Below are 22,817 nucleotides of genomic sequence, written 5' to 3' on the forward strand. Positions count from 1 at the left end.
ACATTTGGAGGAGGAACTATGCTTACGTTAACAGCTGGAAAAAAAGCGGCAATGGATCGTTTGTCAACCCAAGAAGGAATCATTAGCGCATTAGCCATTGATCAACGAGGTGCCTTGAAAAAAATGATCAAAGCGCTAGATGTAGAGCCAACTGATGCACAAATTGAAACGTTTAAAGAATTAGTCTCGAAAGAATTGACACCTTATGCGTCTGCCATTTTATTGGATCCAGAATATGGATTGCCTGCTGCAAAAGCACGCGATACCGAGGCTGGATTGTTACTCGCTTATGAAAAAACGGGCTATGATGCAACAACTCCGGGACGATTGCCTGATTTACTAGCAGATTGGTCTGTTTTACGCTTGAAAGAAGAAGGCGCAGATGCGATTAAATTTTTACTATACTATGATGTGGATGAGGATCCAGAAATCAATCATCAAAAACATGTATTCATTGAACGCTTAGGAAGTGAATGTGCAGAAGAAGACCTACCATTTTACTTAGAATTAGTTTCTTATGATGCACAAATAGCAGATGCGACTTCTTTAGAATATGCAAAAGTTAAACCGCATAAAGTGAATGAAATGATGAAAGAATTTTCTAAACCCCAATATAAAGTAGATGTATTGAAAGTGGAAGTTCCAATTAATATGAATTTTGTAGAAGGTTTTGCGCCGGCTGAAACAGCGTATACAAAAGAGGAAGCGGCGAATTATTTCTTAGAACAAAGTCAAGCCACTGATTTACCATTTATCTTTTTAAGTGCCGGTGTCTCAACAGAGCTATTCCAAGAAACACTACGTTTCGCTAAAGAAGCTGGTTCAACATTTAATGGTGTTTTATGTGGCCGTGCTACGTGGAAAAATGGCGTGAAACCTTTCGTTGAAGCAGGAGAAACTGCGGCTTGTGATTGGTTAAAAACAGAAGGCCGAGAAAACATTGAAAGTTTAAATGAAGTCATCGCAGCAACCGCCAGCTCTTGGCATGCGAAAGTTCAAGTAAACGAAGGGTAATTGGGAGGCATAGCTGTGATAGTAACAGTAACAATGAATCCGTCAATTGACATCTCCTACCTATTAGATCATCTAAAGCTTGATACCGTTAATCGGACCAGTCAGGTGACCAAAACCCCTGGTGGCAAAGGACTAAATGTCACTCGCGTTATTCATGATTTAGGTGGAGATGTTATCGCTACCGGCGTTCTTGGTGGTTTTCATGGGGCGTTTATTGCAAATGAGTTAAAGAAAGCAAACATCCCCCAAGCATTTACGTCAATCAAAGAAGAAACACGTGATTCGATTGCGATTTTGCACGAGGGGAATCAAACTGAAATTTTAGAAGCTGGACCAACTGTTTCCCCAGAAGAAATCAGTAACTTCCTTGAAAATTTCGATCAATTAATTAAGCAAGCAGAAATTGTCACAATTTCTGGCAGTTTAGCGAAAGGATTACCATCAGATTTTTATCAAGAATTAGTTCAAAAAGCTCACGCACAAGAGGTTAAAGTGCTACTAGATACTTCTGGTGATAGTTTAAGGCAAGTTCTTCAAGGACCATGGAAACCGTATTTAATTAAACCTAATTTAGAGGAACTAGAAGGATTGCTAGGGCAAGATTTTTCAGAAAATCCATTAGCAGCTGTACAAACAGCTTTAACAAAACCAATGTTTGCGGGAATTGAATGGATTGTCATATCTTTAGGAAAAGATGGTGCAATTGCCAAACATCACGATCAATTCTATCGTGTAAAAATTCCAACGATTCAAGCTAAAAATCCTGTTGGTTCAGGAGATGCAACCATTGCTGGTCTTGCATATGGACTAGCGAAGGATGCCCCAGCTGCCGAACTGCTAAAATGGGGCATGGCGGCTGGAATGGCTAATGCCCAAGAAAGAATGACTGGGCATGTAGATGTAGAGAACGTGAAGAAACATCTTATGAACATCCAAGTAGTTGAAATTGCTAAATAAAGAGCTTTCTTTATTTAGCAATTATCCAGCAATTGAAAGCGTTTACTAGAAAGGGTGGCAATGTGGACAGATTTGAAATTAAAGAGGAGTTTCTTTTAAATGGTCAACCATTTAAAATTTTATCAGGCGCCATTCATTATTTTCGTGTAGATCCCTCAGATTGGTATCATTCACTTTATAACTTGAAAGCTTTAGGCTTCAATACAGTTGAGACATATGTACCATGGAATTTACATGAACCGCAAAAAGGAACATTTCATTTTGAGGGAATATTAGATTTGGAGCGCTTTTTAAAATTAGCACAAGAACTTGGACTATATGCGATTGTGCGGCCGTCTCCTTATATTTGTGCAGAATGGGAGTTTGGCGGTTTTCCAGCCTGGCTATTAAATGAACCAGGACGGATGCGTTCGAATAATCCAACCTATCTGAAGCATGTTGCGGAATATTATGATGTTTTAATGGAAAAAATTGTTCCGCATCAACTTGCTAACGGTGGCAATATTTTAATGATTCAAATCGAAAACGAATATGGTTCATTTGGCGAAGAAAAAGCGTATTTACGGGCGATTCGCGATTTGATGATTGCACGCGGCGTGACAGCACCATTTTTTACTTCTGACGGGCCATGGCGCGCAACATTGCGGGCAGGCAGCATGATTGAAGATGATATTTTAGTAACCGGAAATTTTGGCTCAAAAGCCAAAGAAAATTTCGGTATGATGCAAGCCTTTTTTGAAGAACATGGTAAAAAATGGCCGTTAATGTGTATGGAATTTTGGGATGGCTGGTTTAATCGTTGGAAAGAGCCAATTATTAAACGAGATCCGCAAGAATTGGCTGAATCAGTTAGAGAAGCATTAGCATTAGGCAGTATCAACTTATATATGTTTCATGGCGGCACCAATTTTGGGTTTATGAATGGCTGCTCCGCACGAGGAACCATTGATTTACCACAAATCACTTCCTATGATTATGATGCGCCACTTGATGAACAAGGGAACCCAACCGAAAAGTATTTCGCGTTACAAAAAATGCTTCACGAAGAGTACCCTGCGTTACCACAAGCTGAACCATTAGTAAAAGAATCTTTTGCGCAAACAGCAATTCCTTTAACCAACAAAGTGAGTTTGTTTGCGACTTTAGAAACGATTAGTCAGCCAGTGGTCAGCGTTTATCCGCAAACCATGGAACAATTAGGACAAAATACCGGCTATCTTCTTTACCGAACAAGCATTGAAAAAGATGCTGCAGAAGAAAAGCTAAGAGTGATTGACGGTCGTGATCGTCTGCAATTATTTGTCAATCAGGTACATCAAGCAACGCAATATCAAACGGAAATTGGCGAAGATATTTACGTTACACTGCCGCAAGAGAATAATCAAATCGATGTTTTAATAGAAAATATGGGTCGTGTCAATTACGGGCATAAACTATTCGCAGATACTCAGAAAAAAGGGATTCGAACGGGTGTCATGGCAGATTTACATTTTATGACGCAATGGCAACAATATTGTTTACCTATGACAAGCTGTGAACAGGTAGACTATTCAAGAGAATGGCAACCTGATCAACCAAGCTTTTACCAGTATCATATGGAGTTAGCAGAAGTGAAAGATACATTTATTGATGTTTCTAAATTCGGCAAAGGAATTGTTTTTGTTAACCAAACCAATCTTGGTCGTTTCTGGAATGTTGGTCCCACGCTTTCCTTATATATTCCCAAAGGATTATTAAAAGAAGGGCAAAATGAGATCGTCATTTTTGAAACGGAAGGAACGTACCAACCAGAAATTCAGTTAGTAAAAGAACCACTATATAAAGAAATGAAAGAGGGATTACAATGAGTATTATTGGCGTAAGAATTGATGGACGTTTGATTCATGGACAAGTGGCAAATTTATGGGCGACAAAATTGAATATTTCCAGAATTATGGTCGTTGATGATGAGGTTGCAGGGAATGCCATTGAAAAAAGTGGCTTGAAATTAGCAACACCAGCTGGCGTGAAACTAAGCGTGTTACCAGTTAAAAAAGCTGCTCAAAATATTTTAGCAGGAAAATACGACTCACAACGTTTACTAATTGTGGTACGGAAACCAGATCGTTTATTAAAACTAGTAGAACTTGGGGTGCCGATTAAAGAAATCAATGTTGGGAACATGTCTCAAACAAACGAAACACGGTCGATTACTAAGTCAATCAATGTGGTCGATCAAGATATTGAGGTTTTTAAAGAGTTAAATGCTAAAGGCGTCCATCTGATTGCTCAAATGGTGCCAAGTGACAAAGCGGAAGACTTTATGAGTTTGATAACAAAATAGGAGGGAACAAAAAATGAATATCTTATGGTGGCAGATCTTATTATTAACATTATACGCAGGATACCAAATTTTAGATGAATTACAAATTTATTCTTCATTAAGTGCGCCAGTGTTTGCAGGTCTTTTTGCAGGATTAGTGATGGGGGATATTAAAGCAGGACTTATTATTGGTGGAAGTATGCAATTAACTGTATTAGGAGTTGGGACTTTCGGGGGTGCCTCCAAAATTGATGCTAACTCAGGTACGATTCTTGCCACAGCATTTTCTGTGTCTTTAGGAATGAACCCTGAACAAGCAATCGCTGCTATTGCAGTACCAGTTGCTAGTTTAATGATTCAATTAGACATTTTGGCTCGTTTTGCGAATACCTACTTTGCACATCGGATTGATAAAATGGTCGAAGATATGAACTACAAAGGAATTGAACGTAACTTCTTAATGGGTGCCTTACCTTGGTCTCTTTCTCGAATGATTCCAGTCTTCTTAGCACTTGCTTTTGGTGGTGGTTTAGTACAAAAAGTTGTATCTGTCCTAAATGGCGATTTGAAATGGTTAGGTGATGGCTTGTCTGTTGCTGGGGCGGTCTTACCAGCGGTCGGTTTTGCAATTTTACTACGTTACTTACCAGTGAAAAAACATTTCCCTTATTTAATTCTTGGTTTCACTGTAACTGCTTTACTAGGAACAATCTTTACAAACATGCAACTTTTAGGAACATCTGTTGCGAGCGTTGTGAAAGACTTCAGTGGTGTATTTAACGCACTACCAATGTTAGCAGTTGCTTTAATTGGTTTCGCTTTAGCCGCAATTAGCTACAAAAATGGTCAAATGATTCCGAGTGGGCCAGCAGCCAAAAAAGAACATGCAGCGAATGATTCAGACGAAGGAGAGATTGAAGATGACGAAATCTAATTATAAATTGACGAAAGAAGATTTTAAACAAATTAATCGCAGAAGCTTGTTTACTTTCCAATTAGGTTGGAACTACGAAAGAATGCAAGGATCAGGTTACTTGTATACGATTTTGCCACAATTGCGTAAAATTTATGGGGATGATACGCCTGAATTAAAAGAAGTGATGAAAACACACACGCAATTTTTCAATACTTCAAACTTCTTTAATACGATTATTACAGGGATCGATTTGGCCATTGAAGAAAAAGAAGGCATTGCTGGAAAACAAACAGTTTCAGGTTTGAAAACTGGTTTAATGGGACCGTTTGCAGCAATTGGGGATTCAATTTTCGCAGCTTTAATTCCAACTATTTTTGGGGCGCTAGCTGCCAACATGGCGATTAATGGCAACCCAACTGGTATCTTTATCTGGATTGTTGCTCAAATTGCCGTGATGGTCTTCCGTTGGAAACAATTGGAATTTGCGTATCGCGAAGGAATTTCTTTGGTAACAACTATGCAACACCGCTTAACTGCCTTAACAGACGCTGCAACTTTACTAGGGGTCTTCATGGTTGGCGCTTTAGTGGCAACGATGGTTAATGTGAAACTATCATGGGCACCAAGTATTGGGGATGTAACACTTAACATGCAAAATAACTTGGATATGATTTTACCACGTCTACTTCCTGCAGGAATTGTCGGTGGCGTTTATTGGATGCTAGGTAAAAAGAATATGACGTCTACTAAAGCCATTTTTATCGTATTAATTGTCTGTGTCGCATTGTCTGCGTTAGGTGTTATTTCAAAATAAGTAAGACAGGAGAAAATCGATGAGTGAACATTTAGTTTTAGTAAGTCATGGCCGTTTTTGCGAGGAATTGAAAAAAAGTGCGGAGATGATTATAGGACCGCAAGAAACAATTTCCACTGTTACTTTATTACCAGAAGAAGGTGAAGCTGACTTTTTAGAAAAATTTGAAGCGATTACGGAATCGCTAGAAGATTTTGTTGTCTTTGCTGATCTATTAGGGGGGACACCTTGTAATATTTTATCGAAAAAAATTATGCAAGGTGCTTCGTTTGACTTATATACTGGGATGAATTTACCGATGGTTATCAGCTATGTAAATGCAAGTTTATTAGCGATCGAAGGTGACTATGTTAAGGAATCAGCAGAAAGTATTGTGAAAGTCAACGAATTGCTGCTAAATGTTGCAGTAGATGATGAGGATGAATAATTCTGACTTGTTGTCGTAAGTAATTAAAGTTTTTAAGAGAATGATTTAGAGATGGACGTTCCAAAAATAAAAGAATTTATTTTTGGAACGCCCCTTTAATTGTTAATAATGAAAGCGTGTTCAAAAATGTTAGGGGGCTGATTTATCAGATGAAACATGGAAAAATAAAACGATTTAGTACATTGACACTATTGGCAAGCGCAACGATTTTAGTACCATTAAGTACGTCTGCAGAAGAAACAACAAACAGCAGCACTGAAACAAGCTCATCAATGGTGGAACCTACCGCAACAGAAGAAAAATTGTGGCAATCTGATTTTCCAGGAGGGAAAATTGGTGAGTGGCAAGATGTGATTGGTAAAACAAATCGAGAATTAGCAGGAGAGTCATTGGCGATTTCACGAGATGCAGCAGCAGGTAATAATGCCGTATCTTTAAATTTAGATTCCCCTAAATTAGCTGATGGTGAAGTAGAAACAAGGTTTAAATACACTGCTGGAAGCGGTCGGACGGGTGTGATTATTCGTGGTAATACCAAAGATAGCTGGGTTTTTGTAGGCTATAACGCGAATGGCAAATGGTTAGTTGAAAGCCCTAATTCGTGGAATGATTCAATTTCTGGGCCAACGTTAAATGAAGATACGAATTATTTGTTGAAAGTACGTTATGTTGGTGAAAAAATTACTATCTGGCTTAACACCACGTTGATTTACGAAGGAGAACCTGTTTTGGCCAACGGAGACAAAATTCCAACAGAAGCCGGACATGTGGGTGTCCGTTTGTGGTACGACAAAAAAATTGTCAATTATGACTATTTTAAAAATGGCCCCGTAGATAGCATTCCGGAAATTGTGCCAGAAGTGACCCAAATTGCGCCAGTCAAAGTTTTTACAAAAATTGGTGTCGCACCAAAATTACCGAAACAAGTAAAAGTGACCTATAATACTGGTAAAGAAGCCAATGAAGCAGTCCGTTGGGATGAAATCGATCCTGATGCATACAAAGAACCAGGAACTTTTGAAGTCGACGGTACTTTGGAAAATACAAACATCAAAGCAAAAGCCAGCATTGTTGTTGCTAAAGACACTGAAGCTGAAAAAGGCGACAAAATCTCTTCTGCAGATTTAACAGCCGTGGTTGACCCACAATTTCCACGAATTATTCGTTACGAAGACCCTCAGAGTAATCAAGTGATTTTTAATGGCCAACACAAGAAAATTGACCAAGTAATGATTGATGGCAAAGCATATAAAGCAACTGCTGAAAAACAAAAGAGTGAAGCAAATCAAGCCGTTTATAACGTAGCTGTCCCAGAAATTGGCCTGCGTTTCACAACGACATTGACTGTTTCCGAAGGCCAAGAATTAGCTATGAAACTCTCAGATATTCGTGAAGAAGGAACCAAAATACACACAATTTCAATTCCAAATCAAGGCTTGATTTCTGTCAATAGTACAGATGAAGGGGCGACTTTTGCTGGCGTTGTGATGAATACTGGGACAAATGCAAATAACGGAAATAAAAATGGTGATACTATCCAAGATTTAACTACAACAAGCCAAGAAGAAACGAAAAAATATATGTATGGTTTCTTAAATACGGCGAATTATGCTGCAAGTTTTTGGACGAACGCCTATGGAGACGGCTCTGTCGATGGTAGTGACAACAATCGAATCCATAAACAAACAAAAGAAGCGGCGACTGGTTTTGTAACAACCTTGTCAAGTGGGGCATGGACCTATCGACCATTTGATGCACCGGAAGATTACACAACTGGAGAAACGCCAGAAGTGAAAGTTAAATTCTCAAAAGATAGCAACGACGACAATCGGGTGGATTGGCAAGATGCGGCAATTGGGTTCCGTTCAATTATGAATAACCCAATGGGCGCGGAAAAAGTCCCTGAATTAGTCAACCAACGGATTCCTTTTAACTTTGCTAGTCAGGCGACAAACCCATTCTTAGTGACGTTAGACGAATCAAAACGTATTTACAATTTAACAGATGGATTAGGACAAATGAATTTACTAAAAGGGTATCAAAATGAAGGACATGATTCTGCGCATCCAGATTACGGTGCTATTGGTCAGCGACCTGGTGGGGAACAAGCGTTGAATCAATTAATTGATGAAGGACATAAATTAAATGCCGTTTTCGGTGTGCATATTAATGACACCGAGTCTTACCCAGAAGCAAAAGGATTTAATGAGGAATTAGTTGATCCAACGAAGCGTGGCTGGGATTGGTTAGATCCGTCTTATTTTATTAAACAAAGACCCGATGCATTGAGTGGTCGTCGCTATGAGCGCTTTAAAGAATTAAAACAAAAAGCACCGAATCTAGATTATATTTATGTTGATGTTTGGGGCAATCAAGGCGAATCAGGTTGGGCAAGTCGTCAACTAAGTAAAGAAATTAATTCACTCGGTTGGTTTACAACCAATGAATTTCCGAATGCTTTAGAGTATGACTCGGTTTGGAACCATTGGTCTGCAGAAAAAGATTACGGCGGTACAACAACGAAAGGCTTTAACAGTACAATCGTTCGTTTTATTCGGAATCATCAAAAAGACACTTGGATTATTTCCGACAATCCTTTGTTAGGTGGAGCTGAATTTGAAGCCTATGAAGGTTGGGTGGGTAAAACCAATTTTAATACCTATCGCCAAAAAACTTTTGCCATTAATGTCCCAACTAAGTTCTTACAGCATTACCAAATTACAAACTGGGAAACTACAACAGCAGCAGATGGTCAAATCTATGGTACGATTAAATTAGCGAACGGTGCTGAAAAAGTGACCGTTACTCAAGCAGATGCTAATTCGCCAAGAAGCATTACGTTAAATGAGACAGAAGTTCTAAAAGGTGATGCGTATCTACTGCCTTGGAATGTCAATGGTCAAGACAAACTATATCACTGGAATCCAAAAGGCGGTACCAGCACTTGGTCATTGGATAAGAAAATGCAAGGAAAAACGAATTTACATTTATATGAATTAACAGATCAAGGGCGTATTGACAAAGGCGCAATTGCCACTACAAATAACCAAGTGACCATCCAAGCCGAGGCTAATACACCGTATGTCATTGCTGAACCTGACAGTATTGAACCGATGACATTCGGAACAGGAACACCATTTAAAGATCCTGGATTTAATGAAGCCAATACCTTAAAAAATAACTGGAAAGTTTTCCGAGGTGATGGTGAAGTTAAAAAAGATGCCAACGGTGATTATGTCTTTAGTTCAGAAAAAGAAAGAACCGAAATCAAACAAGACATCAATCTTCCTAAACCAGGAAAATATAGTTTGTATCTAAACACAGAAACACATGATCGTAAAGCCACAGTAACTGTTAAAATTGGTGGTAAGAAATATACGCGGACAGTGAATAATTCGGTTGCCCAAAACTACATTCAGGCAGATATTAACCATACAAGCAGGAAAAATCCGCAGTATATGCAAAATATGCGAATTGATTTTGAAATCCCAGATAATGCCAAAAAAGGCTCGGTGACGTTAGCGGTTGATAAAGGCAATTCCGTTACAAAATTTGATGATTTACGAATTGTTGAGCGTCAAACGGATATCATGAACCCAGACAAACAAACAGTTATTAAGCAAGATTTTGAAGACACACAAGCAGTTGGATTATATCCTTTCGTTAAAGGCTCAGCTGGTGGTGTAGAAGATCCACGGATTCATTTATCAGAAAGAAATGAACCTTACACACAATATGGTTGGAATGGAAACCTTGTTTCAGATGTATTAGAAGGCAACTGGTCCTTGAAAGCCCATAAACAAGGAGCAGGTTTGATGCTTCAAACAATTCCGCAAAATATTAAATTTGAACCGAACAAGAAATATACGGTCCAATTTGATTATCAAACTGATGGTGAAAATGTCTTTACTGCTGGGACCATTAATGGGGAGTTGAAAAATAACAATGACTTTAAGCCAGTCGGTGAGTTGACTTCGACAGCAGCAGATGGTCAAACCAAGCATTATGAAGCAGAAATAATTGGGGATGCTTCAGGAAACACTACGTTTGGTATTTTTACAACAGGTGCCGATAAAGATTTCATTATGGATAACTTTACGGTCACAGTGGAATCAAAAAAATAAATTTAGTCTATCTAGAAGAGGTCGGGACAGAAGTGCTTAACTCCGAGAACCAAGTAGGTACTGTTCAACATCTATTTGCTTTGCAAATAGTGTTTCTCAGCAATAAGAAGAAATTTCCGAAAATTGTCATAAAACACAACGAGGAACGAGTTGATGTTGCATGATACCTACCCGGTGTTCTTTAATTTTTGGAGACCAAGTAGGTATTGTTCATCATCGAATCACTACGTTCTTCGTGATTCTCAACAATTTCGGCTTATTTCCGAAGGACCTTCACCAAGTAGGTACGATGATTTCATCTGTTCATGCTTCACAGTGAAACATCGCAACTCTTAGAGCTGTAGCTCTTTTGAAGGCTGTACTGTGACGAGACGCATGTCGAGAAAACACCTTAGAAGTTGTTGAGATCGGAGCAACGCGTAGTGTTGCTTCTGTTCCCGCCGTTTATCAGTTTTTGAGCGTGAAGCAAAAATCCAAAGTGATTTTTGTCCCACGCTCTGCTTCTTTTATGAAAAGAAGAAAGGCCTAGTGCCTCATTTTTATACTGCAGAATAAACAGACACATTTTTAAAGTGTCAGGCTTCTTTGTGTATTTCATCAAGAACGAATGGACAAACTTGCCTTTTGCCACAAATCGTTTACAATTACAATGATAGGCATAATTTATTTAGAGGTGAAGTGATTGAAGAAATACAATGTTGATTGGAATTACTGGGTTGTCCGCTTTTTATTTGTAATGGCGCTGATTGTTGGCTATTTATTAATCACGAATTATCAGCACTTTGTCCATAGTGTTTCGGGTTTATTAGGCATCTTATCCCCATTCATTACTGGGTTTGTGATTGCTTATTTATTGAGTGGGAGTCAGAAAAAAATCGAGGGATTACTAGAAAGAGTTCCTTTACCAGTCGTTAAAAAAGCGAAACACGGCTTGAGTGTACTCCTTTTATACCTGATTATTTTGTTTATTTTTGTCTTGACATTAAACTATATCGTTCCGCTACTCATTAGTAATTTAGTAGATTTAGCAAACTCTTTACCCACTTTTTATGATCACATGGTTCAGTTTGTGATGAGTTTAGAAGATAAAGGGATTTTAAAAACAGCCGCGATTGAAAAATATTTAAATAGTGTCCTTAAAGATTTGTCGCCGGAACGTTTTTTAAATCAATGGACACAAGCGTTATTTTCATTAGGAACGTTGACTAAAAATGTTTCCTCATTCTTTTTAAATGCATTTTTGACGTTGATTATCTCAATATATGCGCTGGTATTTAAGCAATCTATTTTGACATTTGTTGAAAAGGCTGCCCACAAATTGCTGTCTGAAAAAGTGTACAAGCAAACACAAACCTGGTTAAATACAACGAATAAAATTTTCTATAAATTTATCAGTTGCCAATTTCTTGATGCTTGTATAATTGGCGTTTCATCAACGATTTTGTTAAGTATTTTGAATGTGAAATTTGCTGTGACTTTGGGGATTTTATTAGGTATTTGTAATATGATTCCTTATTTTGGTTCGATTTTTGCGTCAATTGTTGCTGGTGTGATTACGCTTTTCACGGGTGGTGTTACTCAAGCCATTACGGTGTTACTAGTTTTATTAATTTTACAACAAATTGACGGCAATATTATTGGTCCTCGAATTATGGGAGATGCCCTAAATGTCAATCCGATTTTAATTATTGTTTCAATCACGATTGGGGGAGCGTACTTCGGCGTCTTAGGGATGTTTTTAGCAGTTCCTGTTGCTGCAATCATTAAAATTATTGTCTCGGAGTGGCTAAATGAATCAAAAGAAAATGATAAGATTGTAGATTCTATTGAATCTTAAAGTAAAACTTTTCGTCTCGCGTTGACGAAAAGTTTTTTAGTTGAAAAGAAAGTTTAATTATTTGGAATTTTTGATATGCTATACTTAAAGTAAATAGAAAATCAAAATTGAGGTGAATAAATGCAGTTTTTAAAAAAATATGGCGGCTATTTTTTAGTTTTAGGGGTCTTACTTGATTTTTTTACACCTTATTATGTCGGATTCAAAGATCAAGGTTACAATCAATTGACAGAAGTAATTAGCTTATTAGGTGATGTGAATAGTCCAGTTAGGGAAAACTTTAATCGGTTAACTATCATTGCGGGAATGTTGATGTTAGCAAGTTTACCTAGGATATATGCTATTTTTTCCAGAAAAACGAAAAAAGGTGCTTGGTTAGTAGTGGCAATGATTGGCGCTTATGGTTTATTTGATTGTATTTTCAGTGGGCTCTTCAGCGTAGACACTTCAAGCGCTGGCACAGTTGCTGCCGCGCTTCATAACGGAGGATCAGCAGTCGGTTATACAGGCTTTTTGTTGTTATCAGGCGTCTTAACCATTATCTATAGTAAATACGGTTCGCAAAAAAATAAAAACCTTTTTGGCTTTTTGTTTATTTTATGTATGCTTGCAGCCGGCTTATATGGCTTAGCAAGGATTCCACAGCTACAACAGGTAAAACCATTTAATTATTTAGGCTTATGGCAAAGAGTGAGTTCATTTTGTAATTATCTACCAATGCTGGCACTGTGTTTACAAACTAAAACCAATGACAAATTTGATTGAACATTTGTCATTGGTTTTTTACTAGTTAAAATTGTCTGGTAATAACTTAATTATTGGCTACGGTGACTTCACCAGTAACAGTGGCACCATCTTTTTCTAAGTCAGCAGAATCTTTGTATTCTTGTTTATCAAAAGTAATATTGCCATTAACTTTGGTACCATTTAAAGTAAAGCCATTTGCTTTCACCTCAATATCACCTTTGACAGTCCCGTGAACGATGTTGAAATTTTCAGAAGAAACGATTAGCTTAGGAACCGTGATTTCATATTCAGCAGTTACTTTTTTATTATCATCTTGAGAATAAAGCGCTAATTTACGATAGACATCGTTGGAATCTTTCCCCTTATCATGGAAAGTACCAGCAACTGTTACCTCGTTATCAAAAGTGACATTGTCAGTAGCTGCGACAATCCAATTTCCTTTATCACTTAACGCCATTTCGAGCTCTTCAGGCTTGGCACTAATTGAAGCACCAGAGACTACTTCTGTACTTGAATTAGCTGTTTCTTTGCTACTAGAACTACTATCTGTTTTTTTATCAGATGAACAAGCACTAAGCAACACAAGAGCAGCAGTTGCCGTCAAAACAGTGGTGAGTACTTTAGACATTTTCATGAAAATCCCTCCAAAAAATTTATTTATTTCTTCCTTTATCATAACTGATTCAAAGGGAAATGAGTAATCATACACTCAAAGATTGAGAAGTTTGGAAGGGGAATCCACTTTAAAATGTATTTATATTTTTAACAATTTATTGTTATATAATCAGTAGTATAAATTGGAAACTTAAGCATTTTTTTAGAATTTGATGGTTTTTAGCTTCTTTTTTTTATTAATAGTTTTTATTTTTTGCAGCCTTTTTTTTCACAAGTAACATATTGGGTTGTATTTTCCCAGTCTTCTGGATTGTCATCGATTCGAGCTCCACAAGCTGTATAATTGCCATTTCTTACGTGGATTTTCCCTTTTTCAGATTTTTTTGTATCGTTTCCAATATATTTTACATTAGCCATAAATTAGCAACTCCTTTTGTTGGATTTATAAATTTTTACTTCTGCTTAAGCTTCCATAAATAAAGATAGCATTTTTTTACATTGTAAACAAATATTTTTAGTTAACCTTAAAAAAAATAAGTCTTTGATTCATTTCTTTTTCAAATGTTCCTTTTCTGTAGTAAGCTATTAATAGACAGAATTTTAGGAGGAGATTTTGATGCCTTGGAATATGAATGATTATCCTACATCAATGAAAAATTTAGCACCTTTGATTCGGAAAAAAGCGATAGATATTGGCAATGCGTTGCTTGCGGATGGCTACCCTGATGATCGCGCCATTCCAATTGCGATTAGTCAAGCGGAGAAATGGTATCAAGAGGCAAGTGCAGCAGACAAAAAGGCCTTCGAACAAGAAGCAAATCCTACGAAACAAGATTCGCATAAACAGGATAAACATGCGGGGAAATTATTAACGGCGGCTGTCAACGTTAAATATAAAGACGACCAATGGTTGGTGATTTCAGACAGCGCTGAAAAAGCAAGTAATACATTTACCCACAAACAAGAGGCGATTGAACGAGCTCAAGAAATTGCTCGGAATAAGCAAACAAAGCTGAAAATCTATAAGCAAGATGGTACGTTACAAGAAACCAAAGAGTATACTGAATAATTTTTCGAAACCTTGATATTCCGTTGCAATTCAAGAAACGGCTATCAAGGTTTTTTGGTGAGGGAGAAATGGACAAGTAAGAAAAAATAACAAAAGTTAAGAATGAGAATAAGGCTTGCTTTTCTAGTTTTTGGTGGGTACAATTACACTAATTAAGATAAAAAATCAAAATAATTGAGGTGCTACGACAATGGAAAAAGCCAATCTTGATTGGAATAATTTAGGATTTTCTTACATTAAAACGCCCTTTCGTTATATTAGTTATTGGCGAGATGGCAAGTGGGAAGAAGGCACGCTAACAGATAACAATCAGTTAACGATTAGTGAAGGTTCGCCTGCTCTACATTATGGCCAACAATGTTTTGAAGGATTAAAAGCGTATCAATGTGCAGATGGTTCTGTCAATTTGTTTCGTCCAGATGAAAATGCCAAACGGCTACAAAAAAGTTGTGCGCGTCTACTGATGCCACAAGTACCAGTAGAAACCTTTGTTTCTGCATGTCAAGAAGTGGTGAAAGCCAACCTTGCTTATTTACCGCCATATGGAACGGGCGGTACGTTGTATCTTCGCCCTTATATGATTGGTGTCGGCGATAATATTGGCGTAGCACCTGCCAAAGAATACATTTTTTCTATTTTTTGCGTGCCGGTTGGTTCATATTTTAAAAATGGTTTAGCACCAACCAACTTTATTGTTTCTGACTATGATCGAGCGGCGGGTCGAGGAACTGGGGCCGCTAAAGTGGGGGGCAATTATGCAGCTAGTCTTTTACCAGGTGCAGAAGCACATGAGAAAGAATTTAGTGATTGCATTTATTTAGATCCGTATACGCATACGAAAATTGAAGAAGTTGGTGCAGCCAATTTCTTTGGCATAACCAAAGATGGTACTTTTATTACGCCGAAATCAGCGTCTATTTTGCCAAGTATTACTAAATATTCATTATTGACGCTAGCAAAAGAACGTTTAGGGATGACGGCGCTTGAAGGAGACGTTTACATTGATCGATTAGCGGACTTCTCCGAAGCGGGTGCTTGTGGCACAGCGGCGATTATTTCTCCTATTGGTGGGATTCAAAACGGCACAGATTTCCATGTATTTTATAGTGAAACGGAAGTTGGACCAGTGACTAAGCAACTATATGATGAACTGGTTGGCATACAGTTTGGTGACAAAGAAGCGCCAGAAGGCTGGATTGTAAAAGTTTAAAGAGACAAAAAAGAGAGAATTCATGCTCTCTTTTTTTGTGTAGAATATTCAGAATTTTCTATAAAAAGATTGACTTTAGTACTATTTAAAGGAATAATGGAAGATACAAGATTTAAAAAAGGAGGGAAAGCTATTGCTTATTAAATCAGCAGAAATGACGATTTTTTTTGATAAAGAAAACCAACCAAATGCACAAGTTCAAATGGGCATTATTACATTACAGCCTGGTGAAAAACGGCCTTTAGCTGGATATGCTCGCCATGAACAGGATGAATATTCTTATGTGATTTCTGGCGAAGCACATACGATTTTAGAAGATGGTCAAGACTTAGTCGGAAAAGCTGGACAAGCCCAATTAATTGAAGCTGGTGAGGGGCACATTAATTATAATGATGGGTTGGAGCCAGCGGTCGTTGTCTGGATGCTTGTGGAAAGGACAAAATAAAAGGGGAGCTGTCTTTCTGTAAGTAAGAGCATAAAAAAAATGAAGAGTTATAGGAGAAAGAAGATGAAAAAGTATTTAAAAATCACAATGGTTTGTATTTTATTGGTAGGATTTTTAGCTGGGTGTACCAATAAAAATGAAAATAAAAAGAAACAGAAAAATACCAAAGAAGCCGTTCAACTGATGTCACCCTCGGAATTAACAACGCTCAACACCTCTGTATTATTGGATTTTCCAGATGCTATTGTCCAAACAGCAGCGTTTGAAGGGTTATATAGTTTAGATGAACAAGACCAATTGGTACCAGCCGTAGCAAAAGCATTGCCGATGATTTCAGAAGATGGAAAAACCTACACGATTTCTTTGAGAAAAGAAGCGGTTTGGAGTAACGATGATCCTGTCACAGCACATGATTTTGAATATGCTTGGAAAAAAATGATTGATCCTAAAAACGGCTTTGTTTATAGCTTCCTCATCGTTGAAACAATTCAAAATGGTGCAGAAATCTCAGCTGGGAAATTAGCACCCAATGAACTTGGTGTCACAGCTGTGGATGATTATACATTAAAAGTGACGCTCAAAGAGCCAAAACCGTACTTTACGTCCTTATTAGCTTTTCCTACATTTTTCCCGCAAAATCAAAAAGTAGTCGAACAATTTGGTGCGGACTATGGAACTGCTAGTGATAAAGTCGTCTATAATGGTCCGTTTGTGGTAAAAGATTGGCAGCAAACAAAGATGGACTGGCAACTAGCAAAAAATAATCACTATTGGGATCGCCAGAACGTGCGCTCAGACATTATCAATTATACGGTTATCAAAGAAACATCTACTGCATTGAATCTTTTTGAAGATGGACAATTAGATGTGGCTACACTAAGTGGTGAACTGGCGCAACAGAATAAAAATAATACGTTGTATCATTCGTATCCAACAGCGACAATGAACTATTTGCGCTTAAATCAAAAACGGAAAGGGCAAGCAACGCCGCTTGCAAACGAAAACCTGCGTAAAGCGTTGGCTTTAGGCATAGATAAAGAAAATCTAGTCAATAATATTATTGCAGATGGTTCTAAAGCGCTACATGGTGCGATTACGGAAGGCTTTGTGGCGAATCCCACAACGGGCCTCGATTTTCGTCAAGAAGCAGGTAATTTAATGGTTTATAACAAAGAAAAAGCGCAAAGTTATTGGAAAAAAGCACAAGCAGAATTAGGAGAAAAGGTTAACGTTGAATTGATGGTAACAGATGATGGTTCTTACAAAAAAATTGGTGAAAGTTTGCAAGGCTCGCTACAAGAACTGTTTCCTGGTTTGACAATAGAGCTAACCGCATTGCCGACCGAAGCTGCATTGAACTTTGGGCGAGAAAGTGACTATGATTTATTCTTAATTTACTGGACACCAGACTATCAAGACCCTATTTCTACCCTAATGACTTTATACAAGGGCAATGATCGCAATTATCAGAACCCTGTCTATGACAAATTATTAGATGAAGCAGCCACAACCTATGCCTTAGAGCCAGAAAAAAGATGGGCGACACTGATTGCGGCTGAAAAAGAAGTGATTGAAACGACTGCTGGCATGATTCCACTTAGCCAAAATGAACAAACAGTCCTGCAAAATGATAAAGTCAAAGGCTTGAATTTTCATACCTTTGGCGCTCCATTAACGTTAAAAAATGTTTATAAGGAAAAATAAAAAGAGAGCATGGGCTGAAAATCGCTTTTGATTTTCGGCCCAGGCTTAAATCCTGCTTTTTAACCCAAAATTTGTCACCATTTAGCCTTTTCGGGTTTTATCTCGAACGCTTCTGTTCTAATAGTTCAGAATCAGGTGCAGTGTGGGGCTGGGCATATTTTTTCATATATGTCGGCAAGGCTTGACTAATCTTCGTTGGTAAAACAACATAGTCAGTTTTGGCCAAATCATCTCCAATGAGACTGTGTAAGTAGACGGCGCCAGCAATGGTTTCAATTGTCGGCTTAAACTGAGCTAAAAAACCAGCAATGATGCCAGCCAAGGTATCCCCAGTTCCGCCAGTAGCCATCCCAGGGTTGCCACCTGTATTTTGAAAAGGTTCTCCTGCGTGGAAAATTGTGGTGCGATGACTTTTTAAAACAATCGTACTGCCTAATTTTGCTTGTTGGCGCTGGTTATTTGCCAGTGTTTGTTGCTCAATAGGTAAGTGACTCAAACGTTGCCATTCCATTTGATGAGGTGTGAAAACAACTTTTTCAGGATAGGTAAGGGAAAAATTGCCTTGGCTAAACAGGGTAATCGCTGAGCCATCGATAATTAACCATTGTTGTTTTTGATGTTGGGCGAGTACCATCTTTAATATTTGTTGTGCAGTAGCATCTAAGCCTAAACCTGGACCAATTAAAATAACCTCCGCTTGTTCTACGACGTCCGTCAGAAGGGCTGTTTCTTCAAAGCCCACGACCATCGCTTCTGGGCATCTTGCATGTAAAGGCCCGTGATTTTTAACATCAGTAATCACAGTGGTGAGACCAGCGCCACTATTGATACACGCTTCGGTACTCATGATGATGGCTCCGCCATATTGACGGTTTCCTCCGATTAATACGACACGCCCAAAATTGCTTTTATAAGAGTCGGAGGGGCGTTGAGTGATGACTTCCTCTAAAATGTCCTTGCTTAAATAGCGCATTCTATCACTCCTTTTCTTGGGATTTCTTTGTTCTCAGTATACTACAAGAGCCCCGAAAAAATCAGTTTATTTAATGTTAAAAGTTACTCTATTGAAGGCATGAGGTGTATAATAAGGACCAGATAAATGAGTTAGGAGAGTGAAATAGATGGAAGAGAAAAAAACATTTTATATGAGTGGCTACGTAGGAATTGCGAGCTTATTAGTTATTTTAATTGCGGGAATTGGTCTATTTATTTATGGAGCAAGTCATACCAATGGTGTTCTTGTTGTTTTAGGTATTATTTTGTTAATTGGGGCTATTTTATTTTTAAGTTCCTTAACCATTGTTAGTCCCAATCAGGCGAAAGCTATTTTATTTTTTGGTCGCTACTTAGGTACGATTAAAGAAAATGGGTTGTTTATTACCATTCCATTTACGCAAAAAATGAACATTTCTTTGAAAGTACGAAATTTCAATAGTTCTCTATTAAAAGTCAATGACTCTGACGGGAATCCAATCGAAATCTCTGCGGTCATCGTTTTTCGGGTAGTCGATACAGCTAAGGCGTTATTTAATGTCGATTATTATCAAGACTTTGTGGAAATTCAAAGTGAAACGGCAATCCGGCATGTAGCAACACAATATCCTTATGACACTTTTTCAGATAATGATGTAACTCTGCGAGGAAATACCGAACAAATTTCCGAGGAGTTAACCAAAGAATTGCAAGAACGCTTAGCAGTGGCTGGTGTAGAGGTTATCGAAACACGGTTGAATCATTTAGCTTATGCAACTGAAATTGCTAGCTCCATGTTGCAAAGACAGCAAGCAAAAGCAATCTTAGCGGCTCGACAAACAATTGTTGAAGGTGCGGTAAGCATGACACAAATGGCCTTAGAACAGATTGAAGAAGGGCAAGAAATTAATTTTACCGATGAACGAAAAGTACAACTTATTAATAATTTACTAGTCTCAATCATTACTGATAAGGGCACACAACCAGTTATTAATACAGGCGACGTTTCTTCTTAAAGAGGAAGCAACGCTAAAAATAGCAAAAAAAGAGTCATCTTTCCGATGACTCTTTTTTTGATAAAAACGAACATTATATAATTTTAATCTATAATATTTCGGTTTTTCTTTGACATCTCTTTTTCTCATTGTTAGAATAACAGTGAAAAAAGGCGGAAGGAGTTATTACATTCATGAAACCATTAGTCGCTGTGATTATGGGAAGTACCTCAGACTGGGCAACGATGAAAGCTGCTTGTCTTGTGTTGGAAGAGTTGGGAATTCCTTATGAAAAACGAGTGATATCAGCACATAGGACCCCTGATTTGATGTTTCGTTTTGCAGAGGAATCACGAACAAAAGGATTGAAGGTTATTATCGCTGGCGCTGGTGGAGCGGCCCATTTACCAGGGATGGTAGCTGCAAAGACAACCTTACCTGTCATTGGTGTTCCAGTTAAAACACGAACATTAAACGGTATTGATTCACTGTTGTCTATTGTGCAGATGCCAGGGGGAGTTCCTGTAGCAACAACTGCGATTGGCTCAGCAGGTGCTACCAATGCTGGGTTATTAGCTGCAGAAATACTAAGTATTGATGATTTACAGTTAGCAGAAAGAATCCAAGCAAGACGACAATCATTGGAAAAAGCGGTTATGGAAAGTGGGGAACAACTTGAATAAACCTTTAAAAGTCGGAGCAACTATTGGCATTATAGGTGGGGGACAGTTAGGGCGAATGCTAGTCATGAGTGGTAAAAAAATGGGTTTCCAAATGATTGTGTTGGACCCAACGCTCAATAGTCCAGCTGGTCAAGTAGCTGACCGTCAAATTGTGGCAGCCTTTGATCAGATATCTGCTTTAACTGAACTAGCAGAGTTATGCGATGTGATCACCTATGAATTTGAAAATATTGAAGTGGCCTCCCTAGAAAAGGCCATTCCACTAGAAAAGCTGCCACAAGGAACAGGATTGTTAAAAATTACTCAAAATCGATTGCTTGAAAAAATGTTTCTTCAATCGATTGGCTGTAAGATTGCTTCTTTTGCGGAAGTGAAAAGTCAGAAAGAGCTGCCACAAGCAACAGAAAAGATTGGTTTTCCATGTGTCTTAAAAACTATTCAAGGTGGATACGATGGAAAAGGACAAGTCGTCTTAAAATGCGAAGAGGATTTCTCCCAAGCGACTGAATTATTAGCTAACGCCACTTGTGAATTAGAAAAGTGGGTGCCTTTCACTAAAGAACTTTCAATCATCGTTGCAGGGAATAAGCATGGTTACCAAAGCTTTCCTGTATCTGAAAACATTCATCGAAAGAATATCTTGCATGAATCAATTGTGCCCGCTCGAATTTCTGAGAATGTGCAACAAAAAGCAGCGGAATTGGCGCAACACATTGCTGAGGAATTAAATTTATCTGGGGTTTTAGCTATCGAACTGTTTTTAACGGATTCAGAAGAGTTGTACGTCAATGAATTAGCGCCACGGCCTCATAACTCAGGTCATTACTCTATTGAAGCTTGCTCATTTAGTCAATTTGATGCGCATATTCGAGGGATTAGCAATTGGGGCATTGGGTTACCCCAGTTACTTCAACCAGTGGTTATGGTGAATCTCTTAGGTGAACACTTAGAAAAAAGCTACCAGTTATGCACGTCAAAACCCACTTGGCAAGTCCATTACTATGGAAAAGCTGAATCAAAAGTGGGCAGAAAAATGGGCCACGTCACCATTACAACACCTTGCTTATCAGAAACGTTAAAGGAAATTGAGGCTGTTGGTATTTGGAACGTAACTTAATAAATGCTTGCTCCAAGCAAGTTTTTTATTTTTACATTCGACAAACACGAACGATTATTGTTTTTTTGTAACTAATGTAAGTTTTTGTCTGATGTAAATCAGCTGACTTAGAAAGAATAGGGTTCATGAAGCTAACGAGAAGAGGGAAAGAATGGAAAAGAAAGCACTTGTGTATACAGGAAAAGCGAAGAAGTTGTATCAAACAGAAAATGCAGCGGTTCTTTTTGTGGAATATCTTGATCAAGCAACAGCTTTAAATGGTCAAAAAAAAGACAAAGTTCTTGGGAAAGGCGCTTTAAATAATCAAATCACTAGTCTAATTTTTGAACATTTACAGCAACAGAAGATTCCCAATCATTTTATCAAAAAAGTATCTGAACACGAACAATTAATTCAGGCCGTAGAAATGATTCCTTTGGAAGTTGTCGTACGTAATTATGCGGCAGGAAGTTTTTCAAAACGTTTAGCGATTGAAGAGGGCACTAAATTAGTGACGCCCATTATTGAATTTTATTACAAAGAAGATCGTCTGGATGATCCTTTTATTAACGAAGACCATATTCAATTTCTAAAAGTAGCCACTCCTGCTGAAATTGTGGAGATTAAAGCATTGGCTTTACAAATTAATCAGGCGCTTAGTCAACTCTTTCAACGCCTCAATATTTGTTTGATCGATTTTAAAATCGAGATTGGTCGGACGAAGGCCAATCAATTGTTACTGGCAGATGAAATTTCTCCAGACACCTGTCGTCTATGGGATTTAAACACAAACGAACATCTGGATAAAGATGTTTATCGCCGTGAATTAGGAGAAATAGTTCCTGTATATGAAGAAGTTTTACAACGTTTACTAACAGCTAATTGAGGAG

General features: G+C 38.0%; 21 protein-coding genes. 18 read left to right on the plus strand and 3 right to left on the minus strand.

Going from position 1 to position 22,817, the window contains the following annotated elements:
* Positions 1-18: 18 nt before the first annotated feature.
* The 10 genes from lacD to IGI80_RS16425 all read left to right on the plus strand — a co-directional run bounded on the left by lacD (position 19) and on the right by IGI80_RS16425 (position 13,156).
* Positions 19-1,014 (plus strand): tagatose-bisphosphate aldolase, encoded by a 996-nt coding sequence (lacD, locus tag IGI80_RS16380; RefSeq protein WP_438724185.1) that lies wholly within the window; start codon positions 19-21, stop codon positions 1,012-1,014.
* A gap of 15 nt (positions 1,015-1,029) precedes the next feature.
* Positions 1,030-1,971 (plus strand): hexose kinase, encoded by a 942-nt coding sequence (locus IGI80_RS16385; protein WP_010706669.1) that lies wholly within the window; start codon positions 1,030-1,032, stop codon positions 1,969-1,971.
* A gap of 32 nt (positions 1,972-2,003) precedes the next feature.
* A complete protein-coding gene (locus tag IGI80_RS16390) occupies positions 2,004-3,818 on the plus strand; it encodes a glycoside hydrolase family 35 protein (RefSeq protein ID WP_002394522.1) in 1,815 nt (604 codons plus the stop codon).
* On the plus strand, positions 3,815-4,294 hold the full coding sequence (locus IGI80_RS16395) for a PTS system mannose/fructose/N-acetylgalactosamine-transporter subunit IIB (protein ID WP_438724186.1): 480 nt from the start codon (positions 3,815-3,817) through the stop codon (positions 4,292-4,294). The genes IGI80_RS16390 and IGI80_RS16395 overlap by 4 nt, the downstream gene beginning before the upstream one ends.
* Before the next feature lie 13 nt (positions 4,295-4,307).
* Positions 4,308-5,207 carry a PTS mannose/fructose/sorbose/N-acetylgalactosamine transporter subunit IIC gene (locus IGI80_RS16400; protein WP_002357253.1) on the plus strand — a complete coding sequence of 300 codons (900 nt, stop codon included), beginning with the start codon at positions 4,308-4,310 and terminating at the stop codon, positions 5,205-5,207.
* The gene (locus IGI80_RS16405) at positions 5,194-6,003 is read left to right on the plus strand and encodes a PTS system mannose/fructose/sorbose family transporter subunit IID (RefSeq protein ID WP_002357254.1); all 810 of its coding nucleotides are present in this window, start codon (positions 5,194-5,196) and stop codon (positions 6,001-6,003) included. The genes IGI80_RS16400 and IGI80_RS16405 overlap by 14 nt, the downstream gene beginning before the upstream one ends.
* A gap of 19 nt (positions 6,004-6,022) precedes the next feature.
* Positions 6,023-6,430, plus strand: coding sequence for a PTS sugar transporter subunit IIA (locus IGI80_RS16410; RefSeq protein ID WP_002357255.1), 408 nt, complete (start codon positions 6,023-6,025; stop codon positions 6,428-6,430).
* Between the two features lie 149 nt (positions 6,431-6,579).
* Positions 6,580-10,554 (plus strand): endo-alpha-N-acetylgalactosaminidase family protein, encoded by a 3,975-nt coding sequence (locus IGI80_RS16415; RefSeq protein WP_438724187.1) that lies wholly within the window; start codon positions 6,580-6,582, stop codon positions 10,552-10,554.
* Between the two features lie 682 nt (positions 10,555-11,236).
* Positions 11,237-12,391 carry an AI-2E family transporter gene (locus tag IGI80_RS16420; protein ID WP_002386882.1) on the plus strand — a complete coding sequence of 385 codons (1,155 nt, stop codon included), beginning with the start codon at positions 11,237-11,239 and terminating at the stop codon, positions 12,389-12,391.
* 120 nt (positions 12,392-12,511) lie between these two features.
* Positions 12,512-13,156: a DUF998 domain-containing protein gene (locus IGI80_RS16425; RefSeq protein WP_002369262.1), complete on the plus strand. Its 645-nt coding sequence runs from the start codon at positions 12,512-12,514 to the stop codon at positions 13,154-13,156.
* Between the two features lie 46 nt (positions 13,157-13,202).
* Here IGI80_RS16425 and IGI80_RS16430 read toward each other — a convergent pair whose 3' ends face one another.
* Both IGI80_RS16430 and IGI80_RS16435 read right to left on the minus strand, forming a co-directional pair.
* Positions 13,203-13,814: a hypothetical protein gene (locus IGI80_RS16430; RefSeq protein ID WP_002381806.1), complete on the minus strand. Its 612-nt coding sequence runs from the start codon at positions 13,812-13,814 to the stop codon at positions 13,203-13,205.
* 185 nt (positions 13,815-13,999) lie between these two features.
* Complete coding sequence (locus tag IGI80_RS16435) at positions 14,000-14,170, minus strand: hypothetical protein (RefSeq protein WP_002380379.1); 171 nt, start codon at positions 14,168-14,170, stop codon at positions 14,000-14,002.
* A gap of 199 nt (positions 14,171-14,369) precedes the next feature.
* On the opposite strand from IGI80_RS16435, the gene IGI80_RS16440 reads away from it, so the two are divergent.
* The 4 genes from IGI80_RS16440 (at position 14,370) to IGI80_RS16455 (ending at position 18,181) form a co-directional block, all read left to right on the plus strand.
* On the plus strand, positions 14,370-14,822 hold the full coding sequence (locus IGI80_RS16440; RefSeq protein ID WP_002361962.1) for a DUF2188 domain-containing protein: 453 nt from the start codon (positions 14,370-14,372) through the stop codon (positions 14,820-14,822).
* Positions 14,823-15,012: 190 nt separating this feature from the next.
* Entirely contained in the window at positions 15,013-16,032 is a 1,020-nt protein-coding gene (locus tag IGI80_RS16445) for a branched-chain amino acid aminotransferase (protein ID WP_002366823.1), read from the plus strand.
* A 133-nt stretch (positions 16,033-16,165) separates the two neighbouring features.
* Positions 16,166-16,477, plus strand: a complete 312-nt coding sequence (locus IGI80_RS16450) for a cupin domain-containing protein (RefSeq protein ID WP_438724188.1) — start codon at positions 16,166-16,168, stop codon at positions 16,475-16,477.
* A gap of 63 nt (positions 16,478-16,540) precedes the next feature.
* The gene (locus IGI80_RS16455; protein WP_192190046.1) at positions 16,541-18,181 is read left to right on the plus strand and encodes a peptide ABC transporter substrate-binding protein; all 1,641 of its coding nucleotides are present in this window, start codon (positions 16,541-16,543) and stop codon (positions 18,179-18,181) included.
* A gap of 97 nt (positions 18,182-18,278) precedes the next feature.
* Here IGI80_RS16455 and IGI80_RS16460 read toward each other — a convergent pair whose 3' ends face one another.
* A complete protein-coding gene (locus tag IGI80_RS16460; protein WP_104890880.1) occupies positions 18,279-19,154 on the minus strand; it encodes an NAD(P)H-hydrate dehydratase in 876 nt (291 codons plus the stop codon).
* A 148-nt stretch (positions 19,155-19,302) separates the two neighbouring features.
* On the opposite strand from IGI80_RS16460, the gene IGI80_RS16465 reads away from it, so the two are divergent.
* From IGI80_RS16465 to purC, 4 genes are all read left to right on the plus strand, one after another.
* The gene (locus IGI80_RS16465; protein ID WP_002366818.1) at positions 19,303-20,169 is read left to right on the plus strand and encodes an SPFH domain-containing protein; all 867 of its coding nucleotides are present in this window, start codon (positions 19,303-19,305) and stop codon (positions 20,167-20,169) included.
* A gap of 173 nt (positions 20,170-20,342) precedes the next feature.
* A complete protein-coding gene (gene purE / locus IGI80_RS16470) occupies positions 20,343-20,831 on the plus strand; it encodes a 5-(carboxyamino)imidazole ribonucleotide mutase (protein WP_002360132.1) in 489 nt (162 codons plus the stop codon).
* Positions 20,824-21,948, plus strand: coding sequence for a 5-(carboxyamino)imidazole ribonucleotide synthase (gene purK, locus IGI80_RS16475; protein WP_289853261.1), 1,125 nt, complete (start codon positions 20,824-20,826; stop codon positions 21,946-21,948). The genes purE and purK overlap by 8 nt, the downstream gene beginning before the upstream one ends.
* A 151-nt stretch (positions 21,949-22,099) precedes the next feature.
* A complete protein-coding gene (purC, locus tag IGI80_RS16480; protein WP_002357270.1) occupies positions 22,100-22,813 on the plus strand; it encodes a phosphoribosylaminoimidazolesuccinocarboxamide synthase in 714 nt (237 codons plus the stop codon).
* Positions 22,814-22,817 lie beyond the last annotated feature (4 nt).

The sequence above is a fragment of the Enterococcus sp. DIV1420a genome (genome assembly GCF_051712165.1).
Lineage (GTDB): Bacteria > Bacillota > Bacilli > Lactobacillales > Enterococcaceae > Enterococcus > Enterococcus faecalis.

What these genes read in the sequence shown, in the direction of transcription:
- lacD (WP_438724185.1), top strand. Translation starts at nt 19, where the DNA reads ATGCTTACGTTAACAGCTGGAAAAAAAGCGGCAATGGATCGTTTGTCA.
- IGI80_RS16395 (WP_438724186.1), top strand. Translation starts at nt 3,815, where the DNA reads ATGAGTATTATTGGCGTAAGAATTGATGGACGTTTGATTCATGGACAA.
- IGI80_RS16400 (WP_002357253.1), top strand. Translation starts at nt 4,308, where the DNA reads ATGAATATCTTATGGTGGCAGATCTTATTATTAACATTATACGCAGGA.
- IGI80_RS16405 (WP_002357254.1), top strand. Translation starts at nt 5,194, where the DNA reads ATGACGAAATCTAATTATAAATTGACGAAAGAAGATTTTAAACAAATT.
- IGI80_RS16410 (WP_002357255.1), top strand. Translation starts at nt 6,023, where the DNA reads ATGAGTGAACATTTAGTTTTAGTAAGTCATGGCCGTTTTTGCGAGGAA.
- IGI80_RS16415 (WP_438724187.1), top strand. Translation starts at nt 6,580, where the DNA reads ATGAAACATGGAAAAATAAAACGATTTAGTACATTGACACTATTGGCA.
- IGI80_RS16425 (WP_002369262.1), top strand. Translation starts at nt 12,512, where the DNA reads ATGCAGTTTTTAAAAAAATATGGCGGCTATTTTTTAGTTTTAGGGGTC.
- IGI80_RS16430 (WP_002381806.1), bottom strand. Translation starts at nt 13,814, where the DNA reads ATGATAAAGGAAGAAATAAATAAATTTTTTGGAGGGATTTTCATGAAA.
- IGI80_RS16435 (WP_002380379.1), bottom strand. Translation starts at nt 14,170, where the DNA reads ATGGCTAATGTAAAATATATTGGAAACGATACAAAAAAATCTGAAAAA.
- IGI80_RS16440 (WP_002361962.1), top strand. Translation starts at nt 14,370, where the DNA reads ATGCCTTGGAATATGAATGATTATCCTACATCAATGAAAAATTTAGCA.
- IGI80_RS16445 (WP_002366823.1), top strand. Translation starts at nt 15,013, where the DNA reads ATGGAAAAAGCCAATCTTGATTGGAATAATTTAGGATTTTCTTACATT.
- IGI80_RS16455 (WP_192190046.1), top strand. Translation starts at nt 16,541, where the DNA reads ATGAAAAAGTATTTAAAAATCACAATGGTTTGTATTTTATTGGTAGGA.
- IGI80_RS16460 (WP_104890880.1), bottom strand. Translation starts at nt 19,154, where the DNA reads ATGCGCTATTTAAGCAAGGACATTTTAGAGGAAGTCATCACTCAACGC.
- IGI80_RS16465 (WP_002366818.1), top strand. Translation starts at nt 19,303, where the DNA reads ATGGAAGAGAAAAAAACATTTTATATGAGTGGCTACGTAGGAATTGCG.
- purE (WP_002360132.1), top strand. Translation starts at nt 20,343, where the DNA reads ATGAAACCATTAGTCGCTGTGATTATGGGAAGTACCTCAGACTGGGCA.
- purC (WP_002357270.1), top strand. Translation starts at nt 22,100, where the DNA reads ATGGAAAAGAAAGCACTTGTGTATACAGGAAAAGCGAAGAAGTTGTAT.